9 protein-coding genes are annotated in these 24,089 nt (G+C 67.6%); 6 read left to right on the top strand and 3 right to left on the bottom strand.

From position 1 onward, the window contains the following. Window positions 1–17: 17 nt before the first annotated feature. Window positions 18–1,256 carry a D-mannonate dehydratase ManD gene (gene manD / locus G5T42_RS17225; protein WP_165129965.1) on the top strand — a complete coding sequence of 413 codons (1,239 nt, stop codon included), beginning with the start codon at window positions 18–20 and terminating at the stop codon, window positions 1,254–1,256. Beyond that, the gene (locus G5T42_RS17220; RefSeq protein WP_241245883.1) at window positions 1,253–1,786 is read left to right on the top strand and encodes a gluconokinase, GntK/IdnK-type; all 534 of its coding nucleotides are present in this window, start codon (window positions 1,253–1,255) and stop codon (window positions 1,784–1,786) included. The genes manD and G5T42_RS17220 overlap by 4 nt, the downstream gene beginning before the upstream one ends. 456 nt (window positions 1,787–2,242) lie before the next feature. Here G5T42_RS17220 and G5T42_RS17215 read toward each other — a convergent pair whose 3' ends face one another. Both G5T42_RS17215 and G5T42_RS17210 read right to left on the bottom strand, forming a co-directional pair. Then, window positions 2,243–6,658: a hypothetical protein gene (locus G5T42_RS17215; protein ID WP_165129964.1), complete on the bottom strand. Its 4,416-nt coding sequence runs from the start codon at window positions 6,656–6,658 to the stop codon at window positions 2,243–2,245. A gap of 3 nt (window positions 6,659–6,661) precedes the next feature. Beyond that, entirely contained in the window at window positions 6,662–10,576 is a 3,915-nt protein-coding gene (locus G5T42_RS17210) for a hypothetical protein (RefSeq protein ID WP_165129963.1), read from the bottom strand. Window positions 10,577–10,891: 315 nt separating this feature from the next. On the opposite strand from G5T42_RS17210, the gene G5T42_RS17205 reads away from it, so the two are divergent. Continuing rightward, window positions 10,892–11,470, top strand: coding sequence for a dihydrofolate reductase family protein (locus G5T42_RS17205; protein WP_165129962.1), 579 nt, complete (start codon window positions 10,892–10,894; stop codon window positions 11,468–11,470). Between the two features lie 225 nt (window positions 11,471–11,695). Further along, window positions 11,696–12,367, top strand: coding sequence for an HAD family hydrolase (locus G5T42_RS17200; RefSeq protein ID WP_165129961.1), 672 nt, complete (start codon window positions 11,696–11,698; stop codon window positions 12,365–12,367). 164 nt (window positions 12,368–12,531) lie between these two features. Here the strand turns inward: G5T42_RS17200 and G5T42_RS17195 are convergent, their stop codons facing one another. Continuing rightward, window positions 12,532–14,268 carry a DUF11 domain-containing protein gene (locus tag G5T42_RS17195; protein ID WP_165129960.1) on the bottom strand — a complete coding sequence of 579 codons (1,737 nt, stop codon included), beginning with the start codon at window positions 14,266–14,268 and terminating at the stop codon, window positions 12,532–12,534. 369 nt (window positions 14,269–14,637) lie between these two features. On the opposite strand from G5T42_RS17195, the gene G5T42_RS17190 reads away from it, so the two are divergent. Together G5T42_RS17190 and G5T42_RS17185 are read left to right on the top strand one after the other, a co-directional pair. Continuing rightward, complete coding sequence (locus G5T42_RS17190; protein ID WP_165129959.1) at window positions 14,638–22,542, top strand: SdrD B-like domain-containing protein; 7,905 nt, start codon at window positions 14,638–14,640, stop codon at window positions 22,540–22,542. Between the two features lie 302 nt (window positions 22,543–22,844). Then, a complete protein-coding gene (locus G5T42_RS17185) occupies window positions 22,845–24,086 on the top strand; it encodes an MFS transporter (protein WP_165129958.1) in 1,242 nt (413 codons plus the stop codon). The last annotated feature ends 3 nt before the right edge of the window (window positions 24,087–24,089 follow it).

Here is a 24,089-nt window from a genome sequence, read left to right as displayed (position 1 = left end):
GTTCCAAAGGAGAACCCATGATCCTCGAAAAGGCTGAGGTCATCGTGACCAGCCCTGATCGCAACTTCGTCACGTTGAAGCTGACGACCGACGAAGGGCACACGGGTCTCGGCGACGCAACCCTCAACGGGCGTGAACTCGCGGTCGTCGCGTATCTCACCGAGCACGTGGTGCCGCTTCTCATCGGGTCGGATGCCTCGAAGATCGAGGACACGTGGCAGTTCCTGTACCGGTCGGCGTACTGGCGACGTGGCCCGGTGACGATGGCGGCCAGCGCAGCGGTCGACATGGCGCTGTGGGACATCAAGGGCAAGGCGGCCGGGATGCCGGTTTACCAGCTGCTCGGCGGGGCGTCGCGCAACGGGCTCATGGCTTACGGTCACGCGTCGGGCAAGGAGCTGCCCGAGCTGTTCGACTCGATCCGCGCGCACCAGGAGCAGGGCTACAAGGCCATCCGCGTGCAGACCGGCGTGCCGACGCTGAAGGCGATCTACGGCATCGCCGCGCAGGGTGCCGATGTCGGCGACGCCACCGTGCGCTACGACCACGAGCCGGCACGCCGAGGCGCGAAGCCGGTGGAGGAGGACTGGGACACGCGCGCCTACCTCAACCACCTGCCGGGCGTATTCGAGGCGGTGCGTAACGAGTTCGGCCCCGACCTTCCGCTGCTGCACGACGGGCATCACCGCATGACGCCGATTCAGGCGGCACGCCTGGGCAAGGATCTCGAGCCCTACGACCTGTTCTGGCTCGAGGACTGCACGCCGGCGGAGAACCAGGAGGCGCTGCGGCTGGTGCGCCACCACACCACGACGCCGCTGGCGATCGGCGAGATCTTCAACACCGTTTGGGACTTCAAGGACATCATCCGGGATCAGCTCATCGACTACGTGCGCGGCGCAGTCACCCACATGGGCGGGATCAGTCCCCTCAAGAAGACACTCGACTACGCGGCGATGTACCAGATCAAGTCGGGCATGCACGGGCCCACTGACATCTCGCCGGTCGGCATGGCCGCTGCGATGCACCTGGGGCTCAGCATCCACAACTTCGGCATCCAGGAGTACATGAAGCACGGCGCGAGGACCGACCAGGTGTTCGAGCAGTCCTTCACCTGGACCGACGGGTACCTCCACCCCGGCGACAAGCCCGGCCTCGGCGTCGAGCTCAACGTCGATGAGGCAGGCAAGTATCCGTACGAGCAGGCGTACCTGCCGTACAACCGCCTGCTCGACGGCACCGTCCACGACTGGTGACCCAGACGGATGCCGCGGCCGGCGCGCCGGAATCGCCGGTTGCGGTCGTCGTGATGGGGGTGGCGGGCGCCGGAAAGTCGACGCTCGCTGTCGCCCTCGCGGAACGACTCGACGCGGCCTTCATCGAAGCCGACGATCTTCATTCCGCGGAGGCGAAGACCCAGATGGCGGCGGGGGTGCCGCTGACCGATGAGGACCGGTGGCCCTGGCTGACCAGGGTCGCGATACGAGTCCGCGATGAAGGCCAAGCGGGGCCCGTCGTCGTCGCATGCTCGGCGTTGCGGCGGGTGTACCGCGACATGCTCGTTCGGGACAGCGGCCTGGAGCTCGTGTTTGTACACGTGCACGGCAGCGACGAAGAACTCGCCGAGCGTATCGGCCAGCGAACGGTGCATTTCATGCCCACTTCGATGCTCGCCTCGCAGCTGGCGACGTTGGAGCGCCTCGACGTTGACGAGCACGGCATCGTGATCCCGCTCGTGATGCCGATTGAGAAGGCCGCGGACGCAGCGATGGAGTTTCTGGGATGAGAGACGTGGGCCATCACTTTCCCACCTCAATCACCCAGGGACGACCCGAGGCAACCGGATACAATCGGAGAACTCGAACCGTCCGGTTCCCTGTCAACACAAGGGAACACGAGGGTTCCCATGACATCCGGTGAGACTCGGAGAACCGCCGATTCCTCCAAGGGGTCGCAGGTTCAAACCCTGTCATCCCGACCACAAGGTCCCGGAAACTCAAGGGTTTCCGGGACCTTCTTGGTTGTGGGATGCGATCACGTCATCGATGACGCATCGCAATGACTCTTTCGCGCCGCTTGCCGAAGAAGCGCGATCGGTGTGCGGCGGGCGTCACCGCGTACGAATCGGGTCGGTGGTCGACACGCCCCTGCAGCTTCGCGTCTGCCGGCGGATTCAAGAAGAACCACCGGGGACGCGGGCCGGGTCGCAACCGCGAGCAGTCCCCCGAACCGATTCCGCGAGTCAGGGCTGCGGCAGGTCGACGGTATCCGCATACACGAGCCGGCGGTCCCGCCGCGGGAACGGATAGATGATCGGGCCGAGGGCATCACCGCGGTGCAGTTCGTACTCGGTGATCCGGAGCCGCAGTTCGTCCCCCGCGGCGCTCTCGGGGAAGCCGATCGCGCCGGCCCATTCGACATCAGCGTGACTCTCGCTTCTGAGCTGGCCGAGTGTCAGGCGCACGTCGAGTCGGAGCCGCTCACCGTCGGCGACCCAGTCGAGGTCGCTCGTCGATCCGGCGGGGAGGCGCTCGACCCAGACCTCCACGTAACGGGACGCCATGACGCGGCTCGCGAGGTCGGGCAACGACTGTGCGTGTGCAGGGATGCCGACCGCCCCCGCGAGGGTGACCATGATCGCACGACGTTGCGGGTCGACGATGAAGGTCGCCTCGCGTCGCGGCAGCACCTGAACGAAGTCGGCCTTGACGACCTTCGAGATCTCCTGACCGTCGAGGGAGTGCGGCTGATAACGTGCCAGCGCCAGCTGAACGAATGGCGTATAGGCGGCTCCTGCCTCGACCTGCAGGTCGCAGAACCACAGCCGGCGCTCGGTGTCGAACTGAGGATCGTGTCCGACGACCGTGACGAAGTCGTCGAGCTCGGACAGACGGACTCGATTTCCGATGGCCGTTCGCAGCGGGAACTGGTGGATGAAGGGGCCCGAGACAGTCGGCTCGCCCTCGAACACCGGGTCTGCGCCCCACCTCGTCGCGAAGCGGGAGCCCTCAGGGCCGGTCTGCGAGAACCACGGCAGGAAATTCGTGAGCAGCGCCTCCGACACCCGCGTCTCGACGCGCGCCGCCGCGTCGGCGCTGCGGGCCGCGGTGATGGCGGTGTCGGCGCTGCGGAGGAATCGGTCGTCGGCTGTACGCGCGCGCGGAGCCGGGCGTGCGTCTCCGACGGCGTCTCGCGCCGGGATGGACCGCGCACCCACGAGCCGGTCCACCGACCCGGCGCCGAGTCCTGAGAGCTGAGCGGAAGCGCCGGCATCAGTCGGGTTGACCTCCGCGCTGTCGAGCACGCGCCGGGCCCACACGTCGGCCTCGGCGCGCGCCTCCAGAGTGCCGAGCACTCCCCGGTCGACGTCCCGCGGCCAGGTGATCCAGGGCTGTGTGCGCAGCACCACGCCCAGCAACTCGTGGGGACCGCTCGAGTACCAGGGTCTGCCGAGGTAGACGCGCAGGCCGCCGCCGGATCGTACGCGCCGCACGGCGAGGGGCGCTCGGATGTCGAGAGGTTCCGTCGTCCACTCCCAAGTCGGCAGGATGTAGCGGACGTCCGGCGGGTCCGGGCGCGCGCTGGACTTGACGCTGACAGCCAGCGTCGGTCCGGTCGACGTGACCAGCTCGGCCCGGTCGGTGATCTCGGGCGGGAAGTACTCGCGGAAGCGCGTGGTGGCGGTCGCGGTGTACTCGACGTGGCGATGCTTCGTATCGCCGAACTCATGCCGCACCTGGTGGCGCGGGCCGTACGGACCGCCCGGGGGGCCGCCGGTGCGCATGATCAGGGCGTCCGTCTCGCTCGCCTCGAGCTGGAAGTCGGCGACGTGCGCGCTCTTGACGACCTCGCCGGGCGCGTCGGCAAGCACATCGTCGACCGGATCCGTCCAGGTCGCATCGATGTCGATCCGGCCTGTGCTGGCGGCATGGTTGCGCACCGTGCCGTGCAGGAACGAGAAGGTCTCGCCGGGGTAGCGCTGCTCCTGTGGCCCGAGCACGATCTCCGGAGGCTCCAGGGGCTTCTCGACCGCGTGCACCACGGTCAGCTCCGTGTACGGCGTGATCATCCAGTGCCTGCCCTCTTGAACGGCCTGGAGCTGGGAGGTGGACGCCGGGGACTGAGACTGGTCGATGAGATTCCACACCCGCATGAGCGGCAGATCCCCGGCGTCGAGGAAGGAGCTCACGCGCACCGTCGTCAGCGTCGCCTTCGGCAGCGACACGACAAGCGTCCGGGTGCCCGCGTCGAAGACGGGGACCGCGCCGCCTTCGACGACGCGCAGCAGCACCGGCTGGCGGTCGTGCCAGACGGTCGCATCGCCCGGCCAGCGCAGCAGCCGGGTCGAGCGCTCGCCTGAGGCGCCCCTGTCCCCGGGAAGAGTGGTGAACGAGATGCCGCGGGAAAGCGGGTCCGGCAGGTACGGCAGTGTCAGCGAGCGCGTGTCGTGAACGATGTACTCGCCCTGGGCGAGGGCCTGGCCCTTCGACCCGTCGAGCACCGTCGCCGTCGCCGGGTCGGCATGATTGACGACCCGGGCTCCGGCGAGAGTCTGGAAGCTGCCGGCTTCCTTTGCGGCGACCGCGAACTGGGCGGCGACGGCTGCGGGATCACCCGATAGTGCAGCATCGAACATCCCGTGCGTCTCGGCGAGCTGCACGCCGGCGATGGGGGCTGCGAGATTCCGTTCGTTCGCCGATCGGTACACGATGCCGACGTCGCCGGACGGCTCGTGGCCCGCAAGGGCACCGACCCGCGCCAGCGCGACATAGTCGTCCACGCTCACGCCGAGTGTCGATCGGATCACCATGCGGTTCAGCGACTCGCCCTCGGTGTATTCGGTGAGCGGAACGATCGCCGGTGACGGTACCGGCTCCCAGCGCTGATAGGTCGATTCCACGTCGCGCTCGTGCGCTTCGTCGAGCTGATCCCCCGGGATGGATCGTCCGGAGAGATCGACCGCACGGACCCGCACTCGGTAGCTTCGTCCGAAGCGCAGGCGGGGGAGCGACCCCTTGGTGACGCGGAAGCGGGCGGCGAGCGGGAAGCCGGTGCGAGCGACTTCCGCCGGCTCATCGGCGGGGACCGAGGCGGTCTCCGTCTGCAGGCGTCCGGGCCGCTTCACGGCGAGCGACCAGCCGTCCCACCCGGCTACGGATTCGTGCAGGTACTGGTCGTCGTTCGGCGCCGCGCCGGTGCTCGACGTGCTCGCCGCCTTGAGATAGGCCTCGTCGGGGGCGGGCTGAACGGGGAGCGGCAGCGCCGGCCCGTCAGGGTCGATCAGCTCGTAGACACCGGTGCGGGCGTGCAGCGAGCGCCATTCACGGTCCCCGGATGCCTCGTCGCTGATGTCTACTCGCCAGCCGCGAGTCACGTCGACGGCATCGAGCAGCGCGGGCGCGGATGCGGTGCGGTCTTGCTCGTGCTGTGCCGCGCGATCGAACTGGCGGACGAGACCTTCCGCGCGTCCTCGTCGAGCGATCAGCACACCGGCCGATTTCAGTGCCGGAAGCGACGAGGCATCCGCTGTCATCGACGGTGCATTGTTGTTGGCTCTTGCGCTCGCTTCGAGATCGTCCGTCGTGCGACGCAGCTGTGCGATCAGGCTCGCCACCTTGAGCGCCGCCCCGTCGGGGTCGATCTGCTCGATGCTGAACCGGCTGCGGTCCTCCAGCACGAGGCTGCCGTCCCGGATATCCGGTTCGTCGTGGCCGGCGGGGGCCCAGAACCGGTCGGTTCTGTGAAGCAGCGTGAGTGGTCGAGACTCCTCGGGCCGCAGCAACCGCTCGAGCGGGTCGACATTCGCGCCGTCGAGCACACGGATGGTCGTGATCTCGGGGATGGCGCCGTCGTCGGGGATCGACAGATCGACCGCCAGTCCGAGGTGGCGCAGCAGCTCCGGGTAGTCCGCGCATCGTGCGACGAAGCTGTGGAATTCCGGTGGTACGGGGTCGGGCGGCGGTGCGGTCGCGGTCGACTCCGCGAGCGGATCGTCGTCGCGGGCGTAGAAGGACTCGGCCGCCGCGAGCGCGATCGCACCGGGGTCGACGGTCTGACCGAGTGCGGCGAAGTGCGCCACAGCCTGATCGAGGTCGAAGAATCGCCCCTGGGGATCCGACCTCCGCCGCAGCTCCTGGAAGGTCCGCTTGAGCGCGCGGCGGTGCCCGATCTCGACCTCGTCCCCGGATGACGTCGGCGAGGCGAGCGTTTCCTGCGCCCAGCGCAGCGGGCCCCGAGTGACAGCCGGGAAGTCGGTCGGGCTTGCTACCGCTATGAGCTGATACAGGGCAGTGACCGCTTTCGCCGCTTCGGCGACGGGGTAGGAGTGCACGGTGGCCTGCTCGAAGTGCTGGAAGCCGGCATCGCCCACCGACGTGTCGCCGAACAGCGCCGTCCACACGCGCGGGTCGGGCACGATCGGCTCTTCGAGTGCGATGCCCTCGACCTGCCCGAATCCCGCGACATCGAAGACGAATCGGCTGTCGCGCAGGGTCTCGGGCCAGTTCGTGAACGCCTCGTACGCGGCGAGCTCGACGAGGTCTCCGGGCGGGGCGAGCCCGGTCACATCGAGCTTCGGGGTGACGAAGACGGTCACCTTGAGCCTGCCGTCGTCCAGCCGACCGGCGGGAATCGCGGTGAAGATCGCGCTCTCGGTCATGGGCTACACCGCCTCCACCGCGAAGGCGTCGCAGTATTCGGCCCATGGGTGGTGGCGCGCTTGATCGGCATCCGTGTAGTCAGCCATCATGTCGATGAACGTGGGGTCTCCGGACGATCCCGCGAACTGCTTCTCGCAGGACACCGATACCGAGAAGGAAAGGAAGCAGACCGACACCTCGATGCTGATCGACGCCTTGCCGACTGCCTTCGACGATCCGCCGATCGAACGGTAGCTGAGCTCGAGGTACAGCTCGATGCAGGCGGAGATGAGCCCGAGCACGTCGACCTCTCCGCGCGCCCGGAAATACCCGGTGAGCTCGACGCTCGACGTCGCGGCTGTCACCTCCAGCCGGAAGTAGATCCCGGCCATCACTGACAGGCTGCCCGATGCCACGACGAAACTCATCTGGACGGCCGCGCCGAATTCGAAGGCCGCTTCGACGACCTTCAGGCCTTTCGGGCTGATCGTGATGGCGAAGAAGCCGCCGCCCGCGAAGAACGCCACCTGTAGCCGGAACGGGTTCTCCCGGGTGGCGAAGAAGAAGCGGAACTCGAGCGATTCGCCGATGAACGGCACAACGAGCTCGGCGCCGAGGTGGATGTTGGTGAGTGCGAACACTCCCACGGCGAAGTCGGGGATCGCCAGGTCGAAGCCCGTCTTCAGTCCGCTCGTCGAGATGTCGAGGTAGGGCGGATCGCTGAACCCGTCGAAGGGGATGAGGTCCTTCAGCGTCTCGACGAAGGCCAGGGGTCCGGCGAATCGGATGCCGTCGTCGCCGTCGAGCTCGACGTTGACGTCGGGCTTGCGTCCCGGCTGAACCGAGAACTCCATCACCGTGACGCTGATGATGATGAACTCCACGTCGCCCATCAAGACGAGGTCGAACGGGGGCAGGGCGCACGAGACGAGTGCCGTGGGCGTCGACCCGCGCAGCGGCGCCTGCACTTCGGAGCTGAGCCGCAGCATCCGGTCGCCTTTCGGCGCGAAGATCGGCGAAGCGGGGCTCGGCCACGGCTCGAGCGCTGTCTCCCACTCCAGGCGTGCGCTGATCGACTCCGGCAGTTGCGCGCCGCGGTAGAACTGCAGGATCAGGCCGGCCAGTTCGTCGGCGGTGCCGGTCGCGTCGGCGAGGCGGGTCAGCAAGGCCCGGATGCGCTCCAGCGTCGGCCGAGGAAAGGGGAGGCCCGGCTTCTCGAGCTCGCTCTGCAGAGTCACGATGGCCGTGTGCAGCTCGTCGAGGATCGCCTCGAGCCCCGGGTCGGCGTGCGGAGGCTGGGACAGCAGCACAATCGCATCGGCGAACGCGCTCGCCCGCGACGCGATATCGTTCGCGGCGTTCTGCGCGGCAGCGCCCATCGCCGTCAGGGCGGCGGTCTCCCGCGTCACGAACGCACGTGCCTCGCCCACGGCCTGCTGCAGGCCGACCGCGGCGGTCACCGACTTGGTCACGAAGGTGGGAAGCGGTGAGTTCTGTGACGGCAGGAGCTCGGCGAGCGGGAGGATGCCGAAAAGCTTCGCCGCGTCGAGGCCGAACATCCCGCCGACGTCGAAGGTCGTCCTGTTCGTGGCGAGCTTCGCGAGGTCGCCGCCGACCGGGCCGACTCGGCGCGCCAAGGCTTTGACGTCGACGCTGGGGCTCACGAAACCGCCCGAGCGATCCGCCTGCGACGCGAACCCCATCGTCGACGGCGTCGCTGAGGGAGTGCCGTCCGGCTTCGCGAGTTCAAGGAAGAGCTCGCCCTCGTTCTTGCCCGCACCGCCGAAAGCGTGGGTGCGGTAGGCGTCGGCGTAGCGCAGAGCCTGCGGGGCCGACTGACCGGTGAACGCGCTCATCGCGGGGACGGGAGCAGTTGCCACCCGCATGACGGGCAGAACGAAGTTGCGCGAGCGATCCGGAGTGACGGTGTCGAACAGCGCATCGAAGGCGATCGATGCCGTCGCGAGCGTGGTGTCGTCCGGGTCGCCTGGGGGTGCGAACGCGATGCGCTGCCCCGACATGTCATACGGAGGCAGCGCAGCATTCGCCGCCAACCGCGCGAGCTGCCGCGTCGAGCGAGCCGTCTCGAACGCGCTCTTCTCGACGAACACGAGGGGGCCTTCGAACTCGACCAGATGGTTGTCGACGTCGTTGGCGAGCATCCGGAACCGGAACGGAACCTGGCCGGCCGGCGGCGGACCACCGGGGTCGACGTTCTCGCTGGTCGCGATCTCGGGCACGAAGATCTGCCCTTCGGCGAGTGGTTCGAGCTTCTTGGGCAGGGCGAGCGGGGGAGTGGATGCCGTCGTGATGCGCACCCAGCGAAAGGGCATCGCGTTGTCGAACGTCGCGCTGCCGCTCGAGAGGTAGCGGCGCTCGGGCTGGCGCACCACGACGAACAGACGCTGGTAGAGCGTCGCGAAGCCGTCCCCCTTCACCCGTCGCTCGGTGACCTTGACCAGGGACGCGCGATGCCCGAAGGGCAGCAGCACGCCTTGATACACAACCTCGACGAACTGGTCGCGGCCCATCGTCGTGTGGTGCCGCCACTGCTCGATGGTCAGCATCGGCGGGATGGGATCCGGGAAGTGGACCTCGCCCGACAGCCACCCGCCGAGCCCAGTGAGCATAAGGTGCTCGACAGGAACGGGGGCAGGACTCCAGCTGCGCGACCTGCCGGGCCAATGATGGTTGGAGGTGAGGTGCACGAGCTGCATCCGATCGCGCACCGACAGCGATGCGCGGAAGGGAGGCAGTGTCGTCAGGTCTCCGAAGTCCTCATTCGGGAATGAGCCGGCATTGCCCTCGACTTCTTGCCCTGGCGCCTCGAAGTCGCGCGTCCACACCGCCCGCACCGTGCGGGTTCCGGCATCTGTCTCTATCACCCAGGGCGCATCGGCGGGAGCATCGGCGGCCGGCTCCGTCCGGGTGCCGAGCCTGCTATGCCAGACCTCGACGCGGCCGTCATGCTCGACCGGGTCCAGGCTGTGCGCGAACGCCCCCTCCGAGTGCGGGCTGAGCTGGAGGCGCCACGGCAGTTCGATAGCCGTCTCGGTGGGCAGGGGCGCGCGCGGCGGCGGGGGCCTCAGTGCGGGCGTGTAGATCGGACCGATGTGGATGCCGGCGCCGACGTCGACGGCGACGGCTGCGGCGGCGCTGGAGGCACCGAAGCGAGCTTCGATCTCCGATGCGGTGCGCACGGTCCGAGCATGCGAGGCCAGGTCCGCGAGCGCGGACTCCGACGCGTCGACCGCGCGCAAACCACGGGCGACGCTCGTCGGGGGCTGCCACTGCACACGCCTGCGAGCCTGCGCGCTGCGGCGGAGCGCCTGGAGTCGGTCCGGCGCGAGCTTCGGGTGCCCGCCCACGCGTTCGGCCAACAGCTGCCAGTTCATGATCCAGGCGGCCGACTCGGCATGCGGCACCACGTTGAGGGGCAGCATCCGCATCGCCGCGAGCAGGCCCGCCTCGGTGTAGGGGATGCGCTCGGTCGTGACCCGGAACGCGAGGCGACTCTCGCGACCGAGGATCGCCTGGACGGGAGGATGCGGGATCTCGCTGCCGCCAGCGGGATCCGGCGGCGCGCCCTTCTCGATGAAGGCGTTCGGGTCGCCGCTCGCGTCGAAGAACGCCTCCTCGAGCAGGTGCTGGGGGCCGAAGACCGCGACGAGGATCGCGGGCGTCCGCGGCCGGTCTCGCACAAGTTCGCGCGTGCCGTCGTCCGTCTCGGTCAGGGTCAGATTGACGAAGCGGAACCCCACGTGAGCGAGGTCCTGCGCGCGGAACACCGTCACGCGTGGAAGCGACTCCGCCGGCACGTCGTCGTGCGGGAGCAGTCCCAGGTCGATCCGACCTTCGTCTATCGGAACGGTGATGGATTCGGCGCGCGCGAAGACTCTGCTGAAGGCCTTCGCGAACCGGCTGTCCAGTGTCGACATCGGGACTCCGCAATTCGCGCACCCGGACCGGGCAGTCGCGATCGATCTCGGTGATATCGGGGGCTGTGTACAGAGCGAGGGCCGGTATGAGTCCGCCGGCGCGGACAGCGTCAACCTACGACCAGTGTGCGGCGGGGTCAAGACCGACGGACTCCAACCAGCGGGCGAGGTCTCGACCGACCGGCAGCCGACGTGCTGTCGGCGATGGCGCATATTTGAGATCGCGCTTGCTGCGCAGTCGCCTGGGGTGGAGGATGCTGGTCTGCGAATCTCACCTCATCTGGGAGTCGCCGGTCCCTTACGAGTGGGGTTGAAATGACGGCTGAGTACACCTGGGACGTCTTCTCAACCGTCGATGGATACGGTTCCTACACAGAGCAGGGCGACTGGGGTGGGTACTGGAGCAAGCAGGGCCCGGAGCTCCTCGAGCACCGCGCCGCGCTGTTTTCGACCAGGCAGCGCATGGTCTACGGAGCCACCACGTTCCGCGAAGTCGCCCAGATCATGTTGTCGGGAACCGACCCGAACTCCCTCGACGAATGGAACGTCCGGTTGACGGGGATGCCGGCCACGGTTGTGTCATCGACCCTGCAGGATGACCTCGGCTGGCCGGATGCCACATTCGCCCGTGGTGACGCTGTGGACATCGTTCGCCGGCTCAAAGACGAATCAGACATACCGTTGCGATCCCAAGCCAGCCTGTCGCTGAACCGGGCTCTCATGTCTGCCGGTCTGGTCGACCGGCTGCAGATCACCGTGTTCCCGGTCATCTCTGGACGAACCGGGACAAGCCGAGTCCTGGAGGGTGCAGCTGACTTCGACCTGGAACTGCTCGAGAGCCGAACGCTCGACGGACACACGCAAGAGCTCGTCTACCGGCCAACGCTCCACTGACAACCCAGATATCGCGTTCCAACCGTCGCTCGGGGTCCGCTCAGCGTGCGACTGAATGGAAATGGATGTCGTGATTCCACCGCCGGGCCCCATCCTCCGCCACCCCTTCAACCTGGCTGACCGAAGTCGTCCTCGGCGTACCGGGGGAGCCCCGAGCTGCTGGCAGAGATCAAGCGTCGTCGCAAGCCGATAGCAGGATGGTGCACTGCGGAGCCACAGTGGGGCATGGCAGACACAGCGATCTTCGACGTCGACGGCACTCTGGTCGACACCAACTATCAGCACGCGCTCGCCTGGTATCGGGCATTCAGGCGCTTTGAGATCACTCCGCCCATCTGGCGCATCCATCGGGCCATCGGAATGGGGGGCGACCAACTCGTACCGGAGATTGCGGGAGATGCCGTGGAGGATGCGCACGGGGACGAGTTGCGGGATGCCTGGACAGAAGAGTTCGACCTGATGATCGACGAAGTCCAGCCGCTCGAGGGCGCAAAGGATCTTCTGGTCGAGGTCAAGCGGCGCGGGTTCCGCCTCGTGCTGGCCAGCTCGGGCAAGAAGGAGCACGTGGAACGGTTTCTCGATCTGATTGACGGCCGGGGCCTCGCGGATGCCTGGACCACCTCCGACGATGTGGAGGCAAGCAAACCCCAACCCGATCTGGTGGAGACGGCGTTGGCCCGCGTGTCGGGTGCGTCCGCGGTGATGATCGGCGATTCCGTGTGGGACGTCATCGCTGCGGAGAAGGTGGACGTTCCCACCGTCGGAATCCGTACCGGCGGGTTCTCCGACGCCGAGTTGAAGGATGCCGGCGCGGTCGCAGTGTTCGAATCCCTCCCGGAACTCCGGGCGCATCTCGACGAGACCCCACTCGGACGCCCAACCCCGCCGAAAGCGTGAAGGATCTCGGCGTCAGCAGGTTGAGTACGGCAACCCGGAAGCCGGCGTCGGGGTGCGTGCCGTGTCAAGGCGTCCGTAGTCGCAGCATCAGCGTTGGACCCAGAAGGACGCAGCGACACTGTGGGGGGTGCCAGCCGTAGCCGGCACCCCCTACGTTGACAGCGTCAGCAGCTGCTGCTGGTGTCTCCGGCGTCGATGGCGCACGTGTCTGAGCCGAGGCCGCCGTTGGCGGTGTCCCCGCCAGCGCCGTCTTGCACGTTGACGGAGTCGTTCCCGGCTCCGCCGGTCATGACGTCGGTGCCTTCGGTGTCGACCAGGATGTCGTTGCCCTTCTGCCCGTCCAGATCATCATTGCCCGAACCGCCATAGATGGTGTCGTCGCCGTTGTCGAACAGGTACAGCAGCGAGCCGAGGAAGGTCTCTCCGTAGTTGGTGTCGTTACCGGCCTCGCCATAGAGAACGTCGGATCCATTGCCGCCGCCGAGGATGTCGTCGCCGTCGCCGCCGTGCAGCACGTCGTCGCTATTGCCGCCGTCGATGGTGTCGTTGCCAGTCCCGCCGTACAGGGTGTCGTTGCCGTTGCCGCCGTTGATCGTGTCGCTGCCGCCGAGACCGCAGATCACGTCCGCGCCGTTGGTGCCGTTCAGGGTGTCGTTCCCAGGTGTGCCGATGATCGTGCAGCCGAGGCTGTTGTTCACGGTGGTCGACTCGGTGTCGGCGTTGTTGCCCGGGTTGGGGTCGGGGGTGGTGGCCGACACGGTGGAGGCCGCGGTCACCGTCCCGACTCCGGACGGGGTCACCCCGATCGTCACCGTCGCACTCCCCGAGGCCGCTACCGTCCCCAGCGCACACGTGACCGTTCCCGCGCTCACGGCGCAGGAACCCTGTGACGACGACGCACTGTCCACCGTTCCCGGGCCGGTGACAACGGTCTGCACCGACGCTCCGTTCGACGTTGTCGCCGTCGCGTTGGTCACCGTCGCCGTGTACGTGAACGAAGACCCCAATGCCACAGGGTCGACCGACTCCGCGACGGACACTCCGAGATCAGCACCCGGAGGGGCGTTGACTGTGGTGGATTCGGTGTCGCTGTTGTTCGCCTGGTTGGGGTCGGCGGTGGTCGCCGATACCTTGGATGACGCGGTCACCGTCCCGGGGGCCGTCGGGGTCACGCCGATCGTCACCGTCGCGGCGCCTGAGCCAGGCACCGTTCCCAATGCGCACGTGACCGTGCCCGCGCTGACCGTGCACGACCCCTGGGATGACGACGCCGTATTCACCGTCACAGGGCCGGAGAAGAAGGTCGTCGACGACACACCCGATGCCGCCTCACCGCTGGCGTTGGCGACGGTCGCGGTGTAGGTGTACGGCGATCCCACCGTCGCGGGATCGGTGGAGTCCGTGACCGACAGCCCCAGATCAGCACCCGTAGGCCCGTCACCGGACCCGGTCAGCACGTAACTGCCGGCGTCGGGGGTGGACGTCACTGCCGATCCGCCGACCGCGATGTAGTACGTGGTTCCGGCAGTTGCTGCGAAGGAGACGGATGACCAGGTCTGCCCGTCGGGCTGATCGTTGTCACACGCGACCTGCGGTGATTGAGTGCCGGTGTAGGAGGTGTACACCCCGAGCACCGTGTCGAAGTCCGAACCCTCGGTTGACAACTCGACGTTCTGCGACGTGCCGACCGTGAGCTTGTACCACACGTCAGTGAGGGTCGAGTAGACCTCGCCGTTGCACACGTAAGCGACGAATCCGTCAGGGTTCTCGGTGGTCGCGTCGACATTGGACCCCGTCACGGAGAACGGCAGGGACACCGAGACGGCGTTCGCGATGTTGTCGTTGGACGGTGGTGCCGCGTGAGCGGCCGGCGCGCCGGCCAGCATCAGAGCCGTGGTCACTCCCGCGGTGCCGGCGATCGTTGCCCAGGACCGGACGCCGCGCGTTCGCGCTCGCTCCCCGGACGGTGGTTCACTGCCCCCACTCACGCTGGTGAGTCGGCGAGGTTGGGTAAAGCGAAACATGCCCTGGACCTTTCAATCGGACTTACTGAGGCGCGGCTGTCCAACCGTCGGGATCCGCCGATTCTTTGCATCGGAACGCGGTCAAAGTACACCTGGCTCAATTGCCTGGGTATCCGCCGTTTGGGGGACAAACCGCACCGATTGTTTATCGTCACCCGGAAAGGGTGACGAGACGCCGGTGAGCCTAGGTAACACTTGCCGGGCGCGGGAGAACCTGCTCGACTCCCGGGGGAAGCGGGGTTTTACATGGGTGCGAAAAAGAGAACGTCGACGAATTCGCGATCGCGCCTCTTTGGCGGAATTGCAACAATTGTCAGTCTTCTGGCGGCGCTTGCGGTGGCTCCTCAAGCTGCATTCGCCGGCCCGGGAAGCCTCGTCAACGGCATCGTGTGGGCGGACGTCAATCGCGATGGCACGCGCACGCCCGACGAGGCCCTCAAGTCCGGGGTGACGATGCAGCTGGTGTCGTCGACGACGGGGACCGTGGTGGCTACGACGACGTCCGCGGCGAACGGCAGCTACAGCTTCGCCAGCGCGGCGGACGGGAACTATTTCGTTCGAGCGGTCGCACCCGGTGCCTTCCGCTTCCCCGATGTCGCCGTCGGCCAGAACGACTTCCGGCGCTCCGAGGTTCCGACGGTCGGTAACCCCGAGCGCGGCGTCACCGCCCCGTTCGTCATCGCCGGCGCGACGCAGGTGACGGCGCTGGATGCCGGCCTACAGCCGCTCTCAACACTGCAGGTAGAGCGGCTGCTGATCGCGAACTCGTGCCAGGGATACGCGACCACCGGCACGCCGCCGTGGGATGCGACGCCCGGACCGGGTCGCGATACCGGCCCCGACAATTGCATCGTGCGCGTCAGCGACACGGTGCTGCAGAACTACTCGGTCTCGCTGACGGGCCTGCCCACCGGGGTGAGCGTGCCCAACGTGGTTATCGAGATGACTATCAACCCGGTACCGAACCCGAACGATCCGAGCGACGTCGCCGACTCGAAGATCCAGCTCGCAGGACCCGGCGCCAACGGACTGCCGGCGGGATGCCTCGCCGCCGCGAACGGTGCCAATCCGCCGTCATCGGCGACGACGAACGCGAACGGGTCGATCACAGTGATCTGCAACCTCGGCCCGATGTCGTCCAACGTTGGCACCGTGCAGCTGGCCTACCGCTTCGCCGACAACACCCCCATACCCGGCTTCGCAGCCGTCACGGCGAGCGCCTACGCCGGTCAGGACGACGCGTCGCCGTCGAGCACCGTTTCGGGTCCCACTATCGAGGTGACCGGCACCGCCGAGTGGGACGCGAGGAAATTCCTGCAGTCAGGTGCGACCCGGTCCTCACGCACCATCAACGGAGTGGTCACCCCGGGGTTCAACGTCCAGTACTGGGTCGATCTCAACAACCTTCGCGGAGCCGGTGGTTCGGATTTGGAGTGGCCGGTCGCGTTCGTGGACCGGCTGACCAAGTTCCCCAACGCCATCATCCACACCTGTGTTGCTCGCCGCCAGGACAACAACACCCTTGCGAGCGACTGGACCGTCAACTGTCCGATCAACCAGCCCGCCGGTGCAGACGGCTGGGACATCACTGCCTCCAAACCCCAGAACTCGCCGTACGACAGCGTTCGCATTCTGGTGGCCATCTTCGTACCCACGACGGACGCGTACCTTTCGGTGAACCCGAACTGGCAACCGGGGATGGCACCGCCTGCGGGCATCGTGTCGTGGCAGAACAACATCGAGGACACCGACGGCTGGCACATGGTCGGCGGTCAGCTGAACAATCCTCCCGGAGGTGTCGCACCAGGGTACGAGCCGGGCTGGGACGGCGCGACCGCCACCGGGGACAACATCGTGGTGAGCCAGTTCAACCTCACCGAGCCGCGCTGGGATCTGGCCAAGACCACGCCTCTTCCGCCGACATTCGTGGATGGCTCGCTGGACAACAACCCTGCGACGCCGGCCGTCCCCGGGTTCACCATCCAATACAACTTCGCCGTCAACGAGTCCAACGGCAACCTCCTCAGCAGCAACGTCGACAACATCGCGTTCAAGGACGTTCTGGTTCAGTATCCGAACGCGGTTCTCCTCAACTGCGTTGGCGCCGGCGGCAACTTCAACACCGGCACGCCGACGTGTGAGACCGGGGTGCAGCCTACCGACGGCTGGGATATGAGCTTCACGCCGAATGCGAACGGCAACAACACCAAGACCAACACGTGGGCGGCGACGTTCTTCATCCCAACCCCGACCGTGCCCGACCCCTGCCGCGCCAACGTCAACGACACGCTGACCTTCCGCAATGAAGCACGCGACACCAACGGGTGGACTGCGGGCGGCTGGCTCATCAACAACACCGGTTTCGAGCCCGGCTGGAACGGCACCGTCGCTTCGGGTGACAACGTCGCTTCGCGCACGTTCAACGTCCGTAGCACGGTCAGCGATTGCGGCACCCTGCGGGGCAACAAGCAGTACGAGGGTATCGCCGGCGGAATCACCGACTGGAACCAGTTCTCGCTGGGCGACGTGGTGAACTCCCACGTGTGGACCTCGGCCAGCACCAGCCGCATCGCCATCACCGACCCGGTGGTCTGCGACGTCTTCGACGTGTCGGTGTGGCGCGTCTCCGGCAACCCCCTGGCGCCAATCACGGGCGCCGACCCCAACCCCCACCTCCAGGCGCGGACTGCGACCATGAATCCCGCGTTCGACCTGAACAACTACGTCATCGAGTACGCGGTCGGATCGAACACCGTCGACACCCAGACCGGTGTCGGAAACGGACTCGACAACTCCGCCAACGTGGCCGACGTGCGGCAGTGCCGCAACGATGCGGGTCCGTGGACCACGAACCCCGAGGCGACCTTCGGCGCCGACTGGCGGGACGAGGTCAACATGGTGCGGGTACGCCCGGTGAACGCCGGACACGTCGAAGTGGGACCGTTCACCCTCGGGCTCTACCTTCCCCTGCAGTCCCGCTGGCAGTACAACGGCGGCCCGAACGCCGGTGAAGACATCCCGCAGGGCGTTCTGCTGAACAACTCCGGCAGCTGGCCCGAGACGACAGCCGACGGCCGCATCGTCTACCTCGACGTCTCGCGGCAGCTCGCCGCGAACCTGCCGATCACGGGCTATAAGTACTTCACCAACGCCGCCGGGAACGCCTGGGCCGACAACACGACGGTCTCTTCAGGGCAACGGGTGCAGTCATGGGCGGGGCTGGAAGTGGACACGAACGGCATCCGCAACACCGGTACGGCCCGCGGCGTCCAAGCACCAGGAGCGCCGGATGCCATCGGCTTCCCCGTGGACAATCCGATGGTCTGCGACACGTTCGACGTCTCTGTGTTTCAGCTAGACGGCCCGGCATGGTTCACGACGCAGGGACGCGCCACTCCATCCGAGTACGTCATCGAGTATGGCGTCGGGACGAACGCCGTCGACACCCAAGCCGGAGCACCCGTCGGCGGACTGTACCCCGTGAATCGAACGTCGCTTGTGGCTGACAACACGGGATGCCGCGAGGATGCCGGCCCGTGGCACACCGACCCCGCGCAGTTCGGCCCGGAGTGGCGCGACGAGGTCAACATGGTCCGGATCCGCGCAGTCGAACCCGATCACGTCGAGCACGCCTCCTTCCGGCTCGACCTGAAGATGTTCCTGAAGGCCCGCGGCTCGTACAACGGCGGCCCGAACGACGGGGAGCCGCTGATGACGGGCGTCCGCCTCTCGAACATCGGTGGCTGGTCGACGGGCCCCCGGGGTGACAACTGGGCGACGATGCAGCAGGAGCTGCGGTACCAGGGTCTCCTCCTCGTCGTGGCGAAGTCTGTCGGACAGTCGACCTACCTTCCCGGCCAGGATGCCATCTGGAACCTCAGCGTCGGCGTCAACGCCGCACCGATCGGCGCCGTGGTGGAGAACCTCCAGCTCGTCGACACCGTCCCGCCGGGACTGATCTACAACGAGGCGTGCACCAAGAGCCGGCTTCCCGCCGGTGTGACGGTCACCTACAACGCCGCGACCCGCAAGGTGACGTTCCTGCTCGGAGACATCACGACCACGGCGGCCAACTACTGGATCCGAACGGGCGCGACGGCGCTGCAGCTGTGCGCGACGCTCGAGACGGTGGCGCAGCCGGGCGACACCTACGTGAACCAGGTGCAGGCGACTTCGACGAGCGCTGAGAACTCCCCGTCCGCGAACGCGACGACGACCGCCACCGGGTCCGGCCAGCTCGGCCTGGTCAAGAGCGTCGACAAGCCGTTCGTGGCCAGCGGGGAGCCCTATACCTGGTCGCTGGACTGGGCGAACACCTCGACCGTGATCCCCTTCCAGCCCACCGACCTGATCGACGTGCTGCCGTGGAACGGCGATGGCAATCCCGCCGCCGGGTCGGCACGCGGGCAGTATGCGTCGGACTACGAGGGCCTCTCGCAACTCACCGGACAGCTGGCAGCCCCGACGTACGTCCGCGGTGCCACGGGCGCCGTCCCAGGCACCTGGTACTACTCGACGGCGGACCCGTCGACGATCAACCATGACCCGCGGGACGCCGCGAATGCCAATCCTGCGACGCCGGGCGGCCTATGGCTGACAGCCGCAGAGATCGCCGACTTCGGCGACGTGACCGCCGTGCGATTCGTGTCGAGCGAGTGGCTCGGCACGGCGACCCGCGTGCGTGCGAACATCCCGATGGTCTCGACCAGTGACGAGCTCGACAACGTATACGCCAACCGCGCGATGATCTACTCGGCCACGTTCCCGAACCAGCCGCTGCTCTCGAACGAGCCGTATGTCCTGATGCCCGGGTTCACACTCGGCGACCTCGTCTGGATCGACAGCAACGGCAACGGCCGCTTCGACGGGACCGAGCAGGGCGTCCCCGGCGTGACCGTGCAGGTGCGCAACGGCGACGGGGACGTCATCGCCACCCGGGTCACCGACGCCGCCGGCCGCTGGTCGGCAGCCGCCATCCCCGCGGGTACCTACACCGCGCACATCCCGGCGTCGATGTTCGCGACGGGTGCTCCGCTCGCGGGCACGGTGGTGCGCACGGCGGGGTCAAGCGCCGTCAACGGCGTGAACGAGCGCGGTGACAACAACAACACCGCCACCGACGACCCGACGACCTCGGGCTTGACCAGCTCGCCGCTCACCCTCTCCTACGAGCGGGACGAGCGCGGCTTCTTGTCGGGTGCGAACGGCCCGGTGGGCGACGACGTCGCGCGGCTGGGAGACGACCTCATCCCGGACGCGTTCAGCAACTTCACCCTCGACCTGGCACTCCTGCCCGAGCCCGCCGTCGACATCGAGAAGTCGACGAACGGGCAGGATGCCGACACGTCCACCGGTCCGCTGGTGGCCGCCGGCGGCTCCGTCCGTTGGGCGTACGTCGTGACGAACACCGGTGGCGTGCCCCTGACCAATGTGACGGTCACCGACGACCAGGTCGCTGCGGATGCCATCGACTGCGCGGGAACCGACAGCAACGTGGTCCCGGGACCGCTGGCGCCGGAGGCATCCTTCACCTGCGTCGCCACCGGCGCCGCGACCGTCGGGCAGTACGCGAACATGGGCACCGTGACGGGCATGGACCCGGCGATGGTGCAGGTCGACGACGAGGATCCGTCGCACTATCTCGGCGTGGCTCCGGCGGTCGATATCGAGAAGTCGACGAATGGGCAGGACGCTGATGACCCGACCGGACCATTGGTGACGGTCGGGAGTGCGGTGGAGTGGACATATGTCGTCACGAACACCGGGAATGCGCCGCTCACGAACGTGACGGTGACGGACGACCTGGTCGGTGCGGCGGATATCGACTGCGCCGACACGGGTTCGAACGTGGTGCCTGGTCCGCTCGCCGTCGGTGCATCGTTCACGTGTGTCGCGACCGGCACGGCTGTGGCCGGTCAGTACGCGAACCTCGGCACGGTGACCGGCACAGGCCCGCAGACGACGGATGTGGACGGCAACGCGGTGCCGGGGGTGCAGGTGACCGACGGGGATCCGTCGCACTACGTCGGGGTCGCGCCGACGGTGGACATCGAGAAGTCCACGAACGGGCAGGACGCCGACACGCCGACCGGACCCCTGGTCGCCGTCGGCGACGACGTGCGGTGGACGTACGTCGTGACGAACACCGGCAATGTCCCGCTCACGGACGTCACCGTGACCGACGACCAGGTGGCCGCCGCAGAGATCGACTGTGACGACACCGGCGGAAACCTGGTCGCGGGTCCGCTCGCACCAGGCGCCACGTTCACCTGCGTCGCGACCGGCGAGGCGGTGGTGGGGCAGTACGCCAACCTCGGGACCGTGGCGGCCACCGGCCCTGCGACGACCGACGTCGATGGCGAATCGGTGCCGGGACAGACGGTCACCGACGACGACCCGTCGCACTACCTGGGAGTCGCGCCCGCGGTCGACATCGAGAAGCTGACGAACGGAGCGGATGCCGACACGCCAACCGGCCCGCTCGTGATGGGGGGCGGTGCTGTCCGGTGGACGTACATCGTCACCAACACCGGAAATGTTCCGCTTTCTGACATCGCTGTGACCGATGACCAGGTGGCCGCGGCGGACATCGACTGCGATGGCACCGGCGGGAACGTCTTCCCAGGACCGCTCGCGCCGGGCGACACGTTCACCTGCGTCGCGACCGGCGAGGCGGCGGTCGGCCAGTATGCCAACGTCGGCTCCGTCGCGGGCACGGGGCCCGCGACCACGGACGTCGATGGCGGATCCGTGCCCGGTGTCGAGGTGACCGACGATGACCCCTCGCACTACTTCGGTGCCACCCCAGCGGTCGACATCGAGAAGGCGACGAACGGTCAGGATGCCGACGAGCCGACCGGCCCCAACGTGACCGTCGGCGGCGACGTCCGTTGGACCTATGTCGTCACGAACACCGGCAACGTGCCGCTCACAGACGTCACAGTGACCGACGATCAGCTGGACGCCGCCGACATCGACTGCGACGGAACGGGCAGCAACCTGATCGCAGGCCCGGTCGCTCCCGGCGAAGGCTTCACCTGCTCCGCGACCGGCGTGGCGATTGTCGGCCCGTACGCGAACCTCGGTTCCGTGACCGGCGTCGCGCCGGACACGGTCGACGTCGACGGAGATACCGTCGAGGGAGAAGTGGTGTCGGACGCCGATCCTTCGCATTATCTCGGTGTGGCTGCGGCCGTGGACATCGAGAAGGCCACCAACGGTCAGGATGCCGACGACTCTCCCGGCCCGCTCGTTGCCGCCGGCGGCGGGGTGCGCTGGACCTACGTCGTCACGAACACGGGGACCACTGACCTGACTGAGGTGACGGTGACCGACGATATCGTGGATGCCGCCGACATCGACTGCGACGGAACGGGCGGCAACGTCGTCGGAGGTCCGGTGGCCCCGGGTGAGTCCTTTATCTGCGTCGCCGACGGAACGGCCACGCCCGGTCCCTACGCCAACACGGGGACCGTGACCGGAACCGGTCCCGAGACCACCGATGCCGACGGAGACGTCACTGCGCTCAAGGTCGCCGATCAGGACTTGTCTCACTACTTCGGAGCGGCGCCTAGCGTGGATATCGAGAAGGCGACCAACGGTGAGGACGCCGACAGCTCGCCGGGCCCGCTCGTAACGGTCGGCGGTGTGGTCGAGTGGACGTACGTCGTCACCAACACCGGCAACGTCCCGCTCACCGACCTGACCGTGACGGATGACATGGTGGACTCCGGCGACATCGACTGCGACGGCGGTGGCTCGAACGTCATCGGCGGGCCGCTCGCGCCCGGGGCCGCAGTCGTCTGCGTGGCCGCGGGCACGGCGGGCGCCGAGCAGTACGCGAATCTCGGGACGGTCGTCGGGACAGGCCCCGCGACCACCGGGGTCGACGGCGAGCCTGTCGACGGCGTCGTCGTGACGGACGACGACTGGTCGCACTACGTAGCCACGTCCGCGCGCCCCGCCGATCCGCCGACAGAGGAGCGTCCGCCGGCCGCTGCCGCGACGGACGGGAGCATAGCAGTGACGGGTGGAACTCTTTCGATCTTCCCGATCCTTGCGGGGCTGTTCCTTCTCGGCGGCGGCGGCATTCTCGTCATCTTCGTAGCCCGGCGTCGCGCTGACAGGTCCGGCGGATCGGCGTCACGATGACCGCCTAGCGGCCCGCAACGGGCATTGCCGGGACGCGGACCCTGGCGGGCGGATCAGGTTACCGTACAGTTCAGCATCAGCTCCGGGAGGGCGAGGTCATGTTCGGATGAGGCTCGCCCCCGACATGGGCGCTCGGACATCAGCTCATTCGTCGATTTGACGTGGAGCCGCGTTGCTTCGCTAGCGTGGGGATGCGTTCTGGGTCCCGGGGACTCGATCGGCGGGGGCTCGACGCGGCGGTGGGGGAGAATATGGTTCCAGGTGTTCCGCTGACGGTCAAAACCGGGCCGCGCGGTGCCGTCGTGGCTGGGTCGATCGGCAATTTCGTCGAGTGGTTCGACTTCGGGATCTACGGATTCCTAGCCCCCGTTCTCGCGACACAGTTCTTTGCGGTCGATGACGGCGCCGTCGCGCTGATGGCCACGTTCGCGGTCTTCGGGGTCGCGTTCCTCTGCCGCCCGCTGGGCAGCCTGGTGTTCGGCCGCCTCGGGGATCGAATCGGGCGACGCCCGACGCTTTCCATAGCGGTCGTCACGATGGCGATTGGGACGTCCGCGATCGGGCTTCTGCCGCGGTATGACGTGGTGGGGGTACTCGCCCCGCTGCTCCTGGTGCTCGCCCGCGCGGTCCAGGGCTTCAGCGCCGGTGGGGAGACTGGCGGCGCCATCACCTACATCACTGAGCATGCTCCCGCCGCCCGTCGGGGAATGTTCGGAAGCTGGGTGTTCTTCACGCAGGCGCTGGGAGGGCTCGCCGCCGCGCTCCTGGTGGTGGCGTTCGCCGCCCTCTGGGGTCCGGAATGGGTGGCTGACTGGGGGTGGCGCGTCATCTTCCTGCTGGCCCTTCCACTCGGACTTGCCGGTCTTTACCTTCGACTCGCCGTGCCCGAGACACCGCGGTTCACGCAACTGATCCAAGCTGGACGGATTGCGTCGCACCCTATTCGCTCCGCGATACGCGAGCACCGGTCACGCGTCCTGCAGGGCATCGGGCTTCTCATCGTCGCGAGTTCGCTCACGCAGGTCGTGACGGCGTTCCTGCCGGCCTACCTTCAGAGTGTGGTTGGTTTCAGCGCAGCCGAGGCCCTCCGCGTTGCCATCGCCGGCCTTGTCGTGTTCCTTGTGCTCTGCCCGCTGTTCGGGCTGCTCTCGGACCGGATCGGACGCAAGCGGGTTCTTCTGCTTACGCCTCTCGCCGCGTGCCTGCTGAGCCTGCCCGCCTTCGTGCTGGTCTCCTCCGGCGTCCTCCCACAGGCGGTTCTCGGGGGCATGCTGCTCGGTGCCAGCGTGGCACCGTTCGGCGGGGCCGGGGCCGCTGTGCTCAGCGAGCTCTTCCCCACTCGACTGCGGTACAGCGCGATCTCACTCGCCGGGGCGGTCGCGACGTCGCTCGTCGGCGGGTTCACCCCGTTCGCCCTGACCTGGATCGTCACGGCCACGGGGGCGGCCCTGGCGCCCGCGTTCGTCGTTATCGGCCTCGGCGTCGTCTCGCTGTGGGCAACGCTCCTGCTTCCGGAGACTCGCGGCATCGACCTCGACAGCTGACGC

The organism is Microbacterium sp. 4R-513 (genome assembly GCF_011046485.1).
Taxonomy (GTDB): domain Bacteria; phylum Actinomycetota; class Actinomycetes; order Actinomycetales; family Microbacteriaceae; genus Microbacterium.
This window is presented reverse-complemented; position numbering and strand designations above follow the sequence as displayed.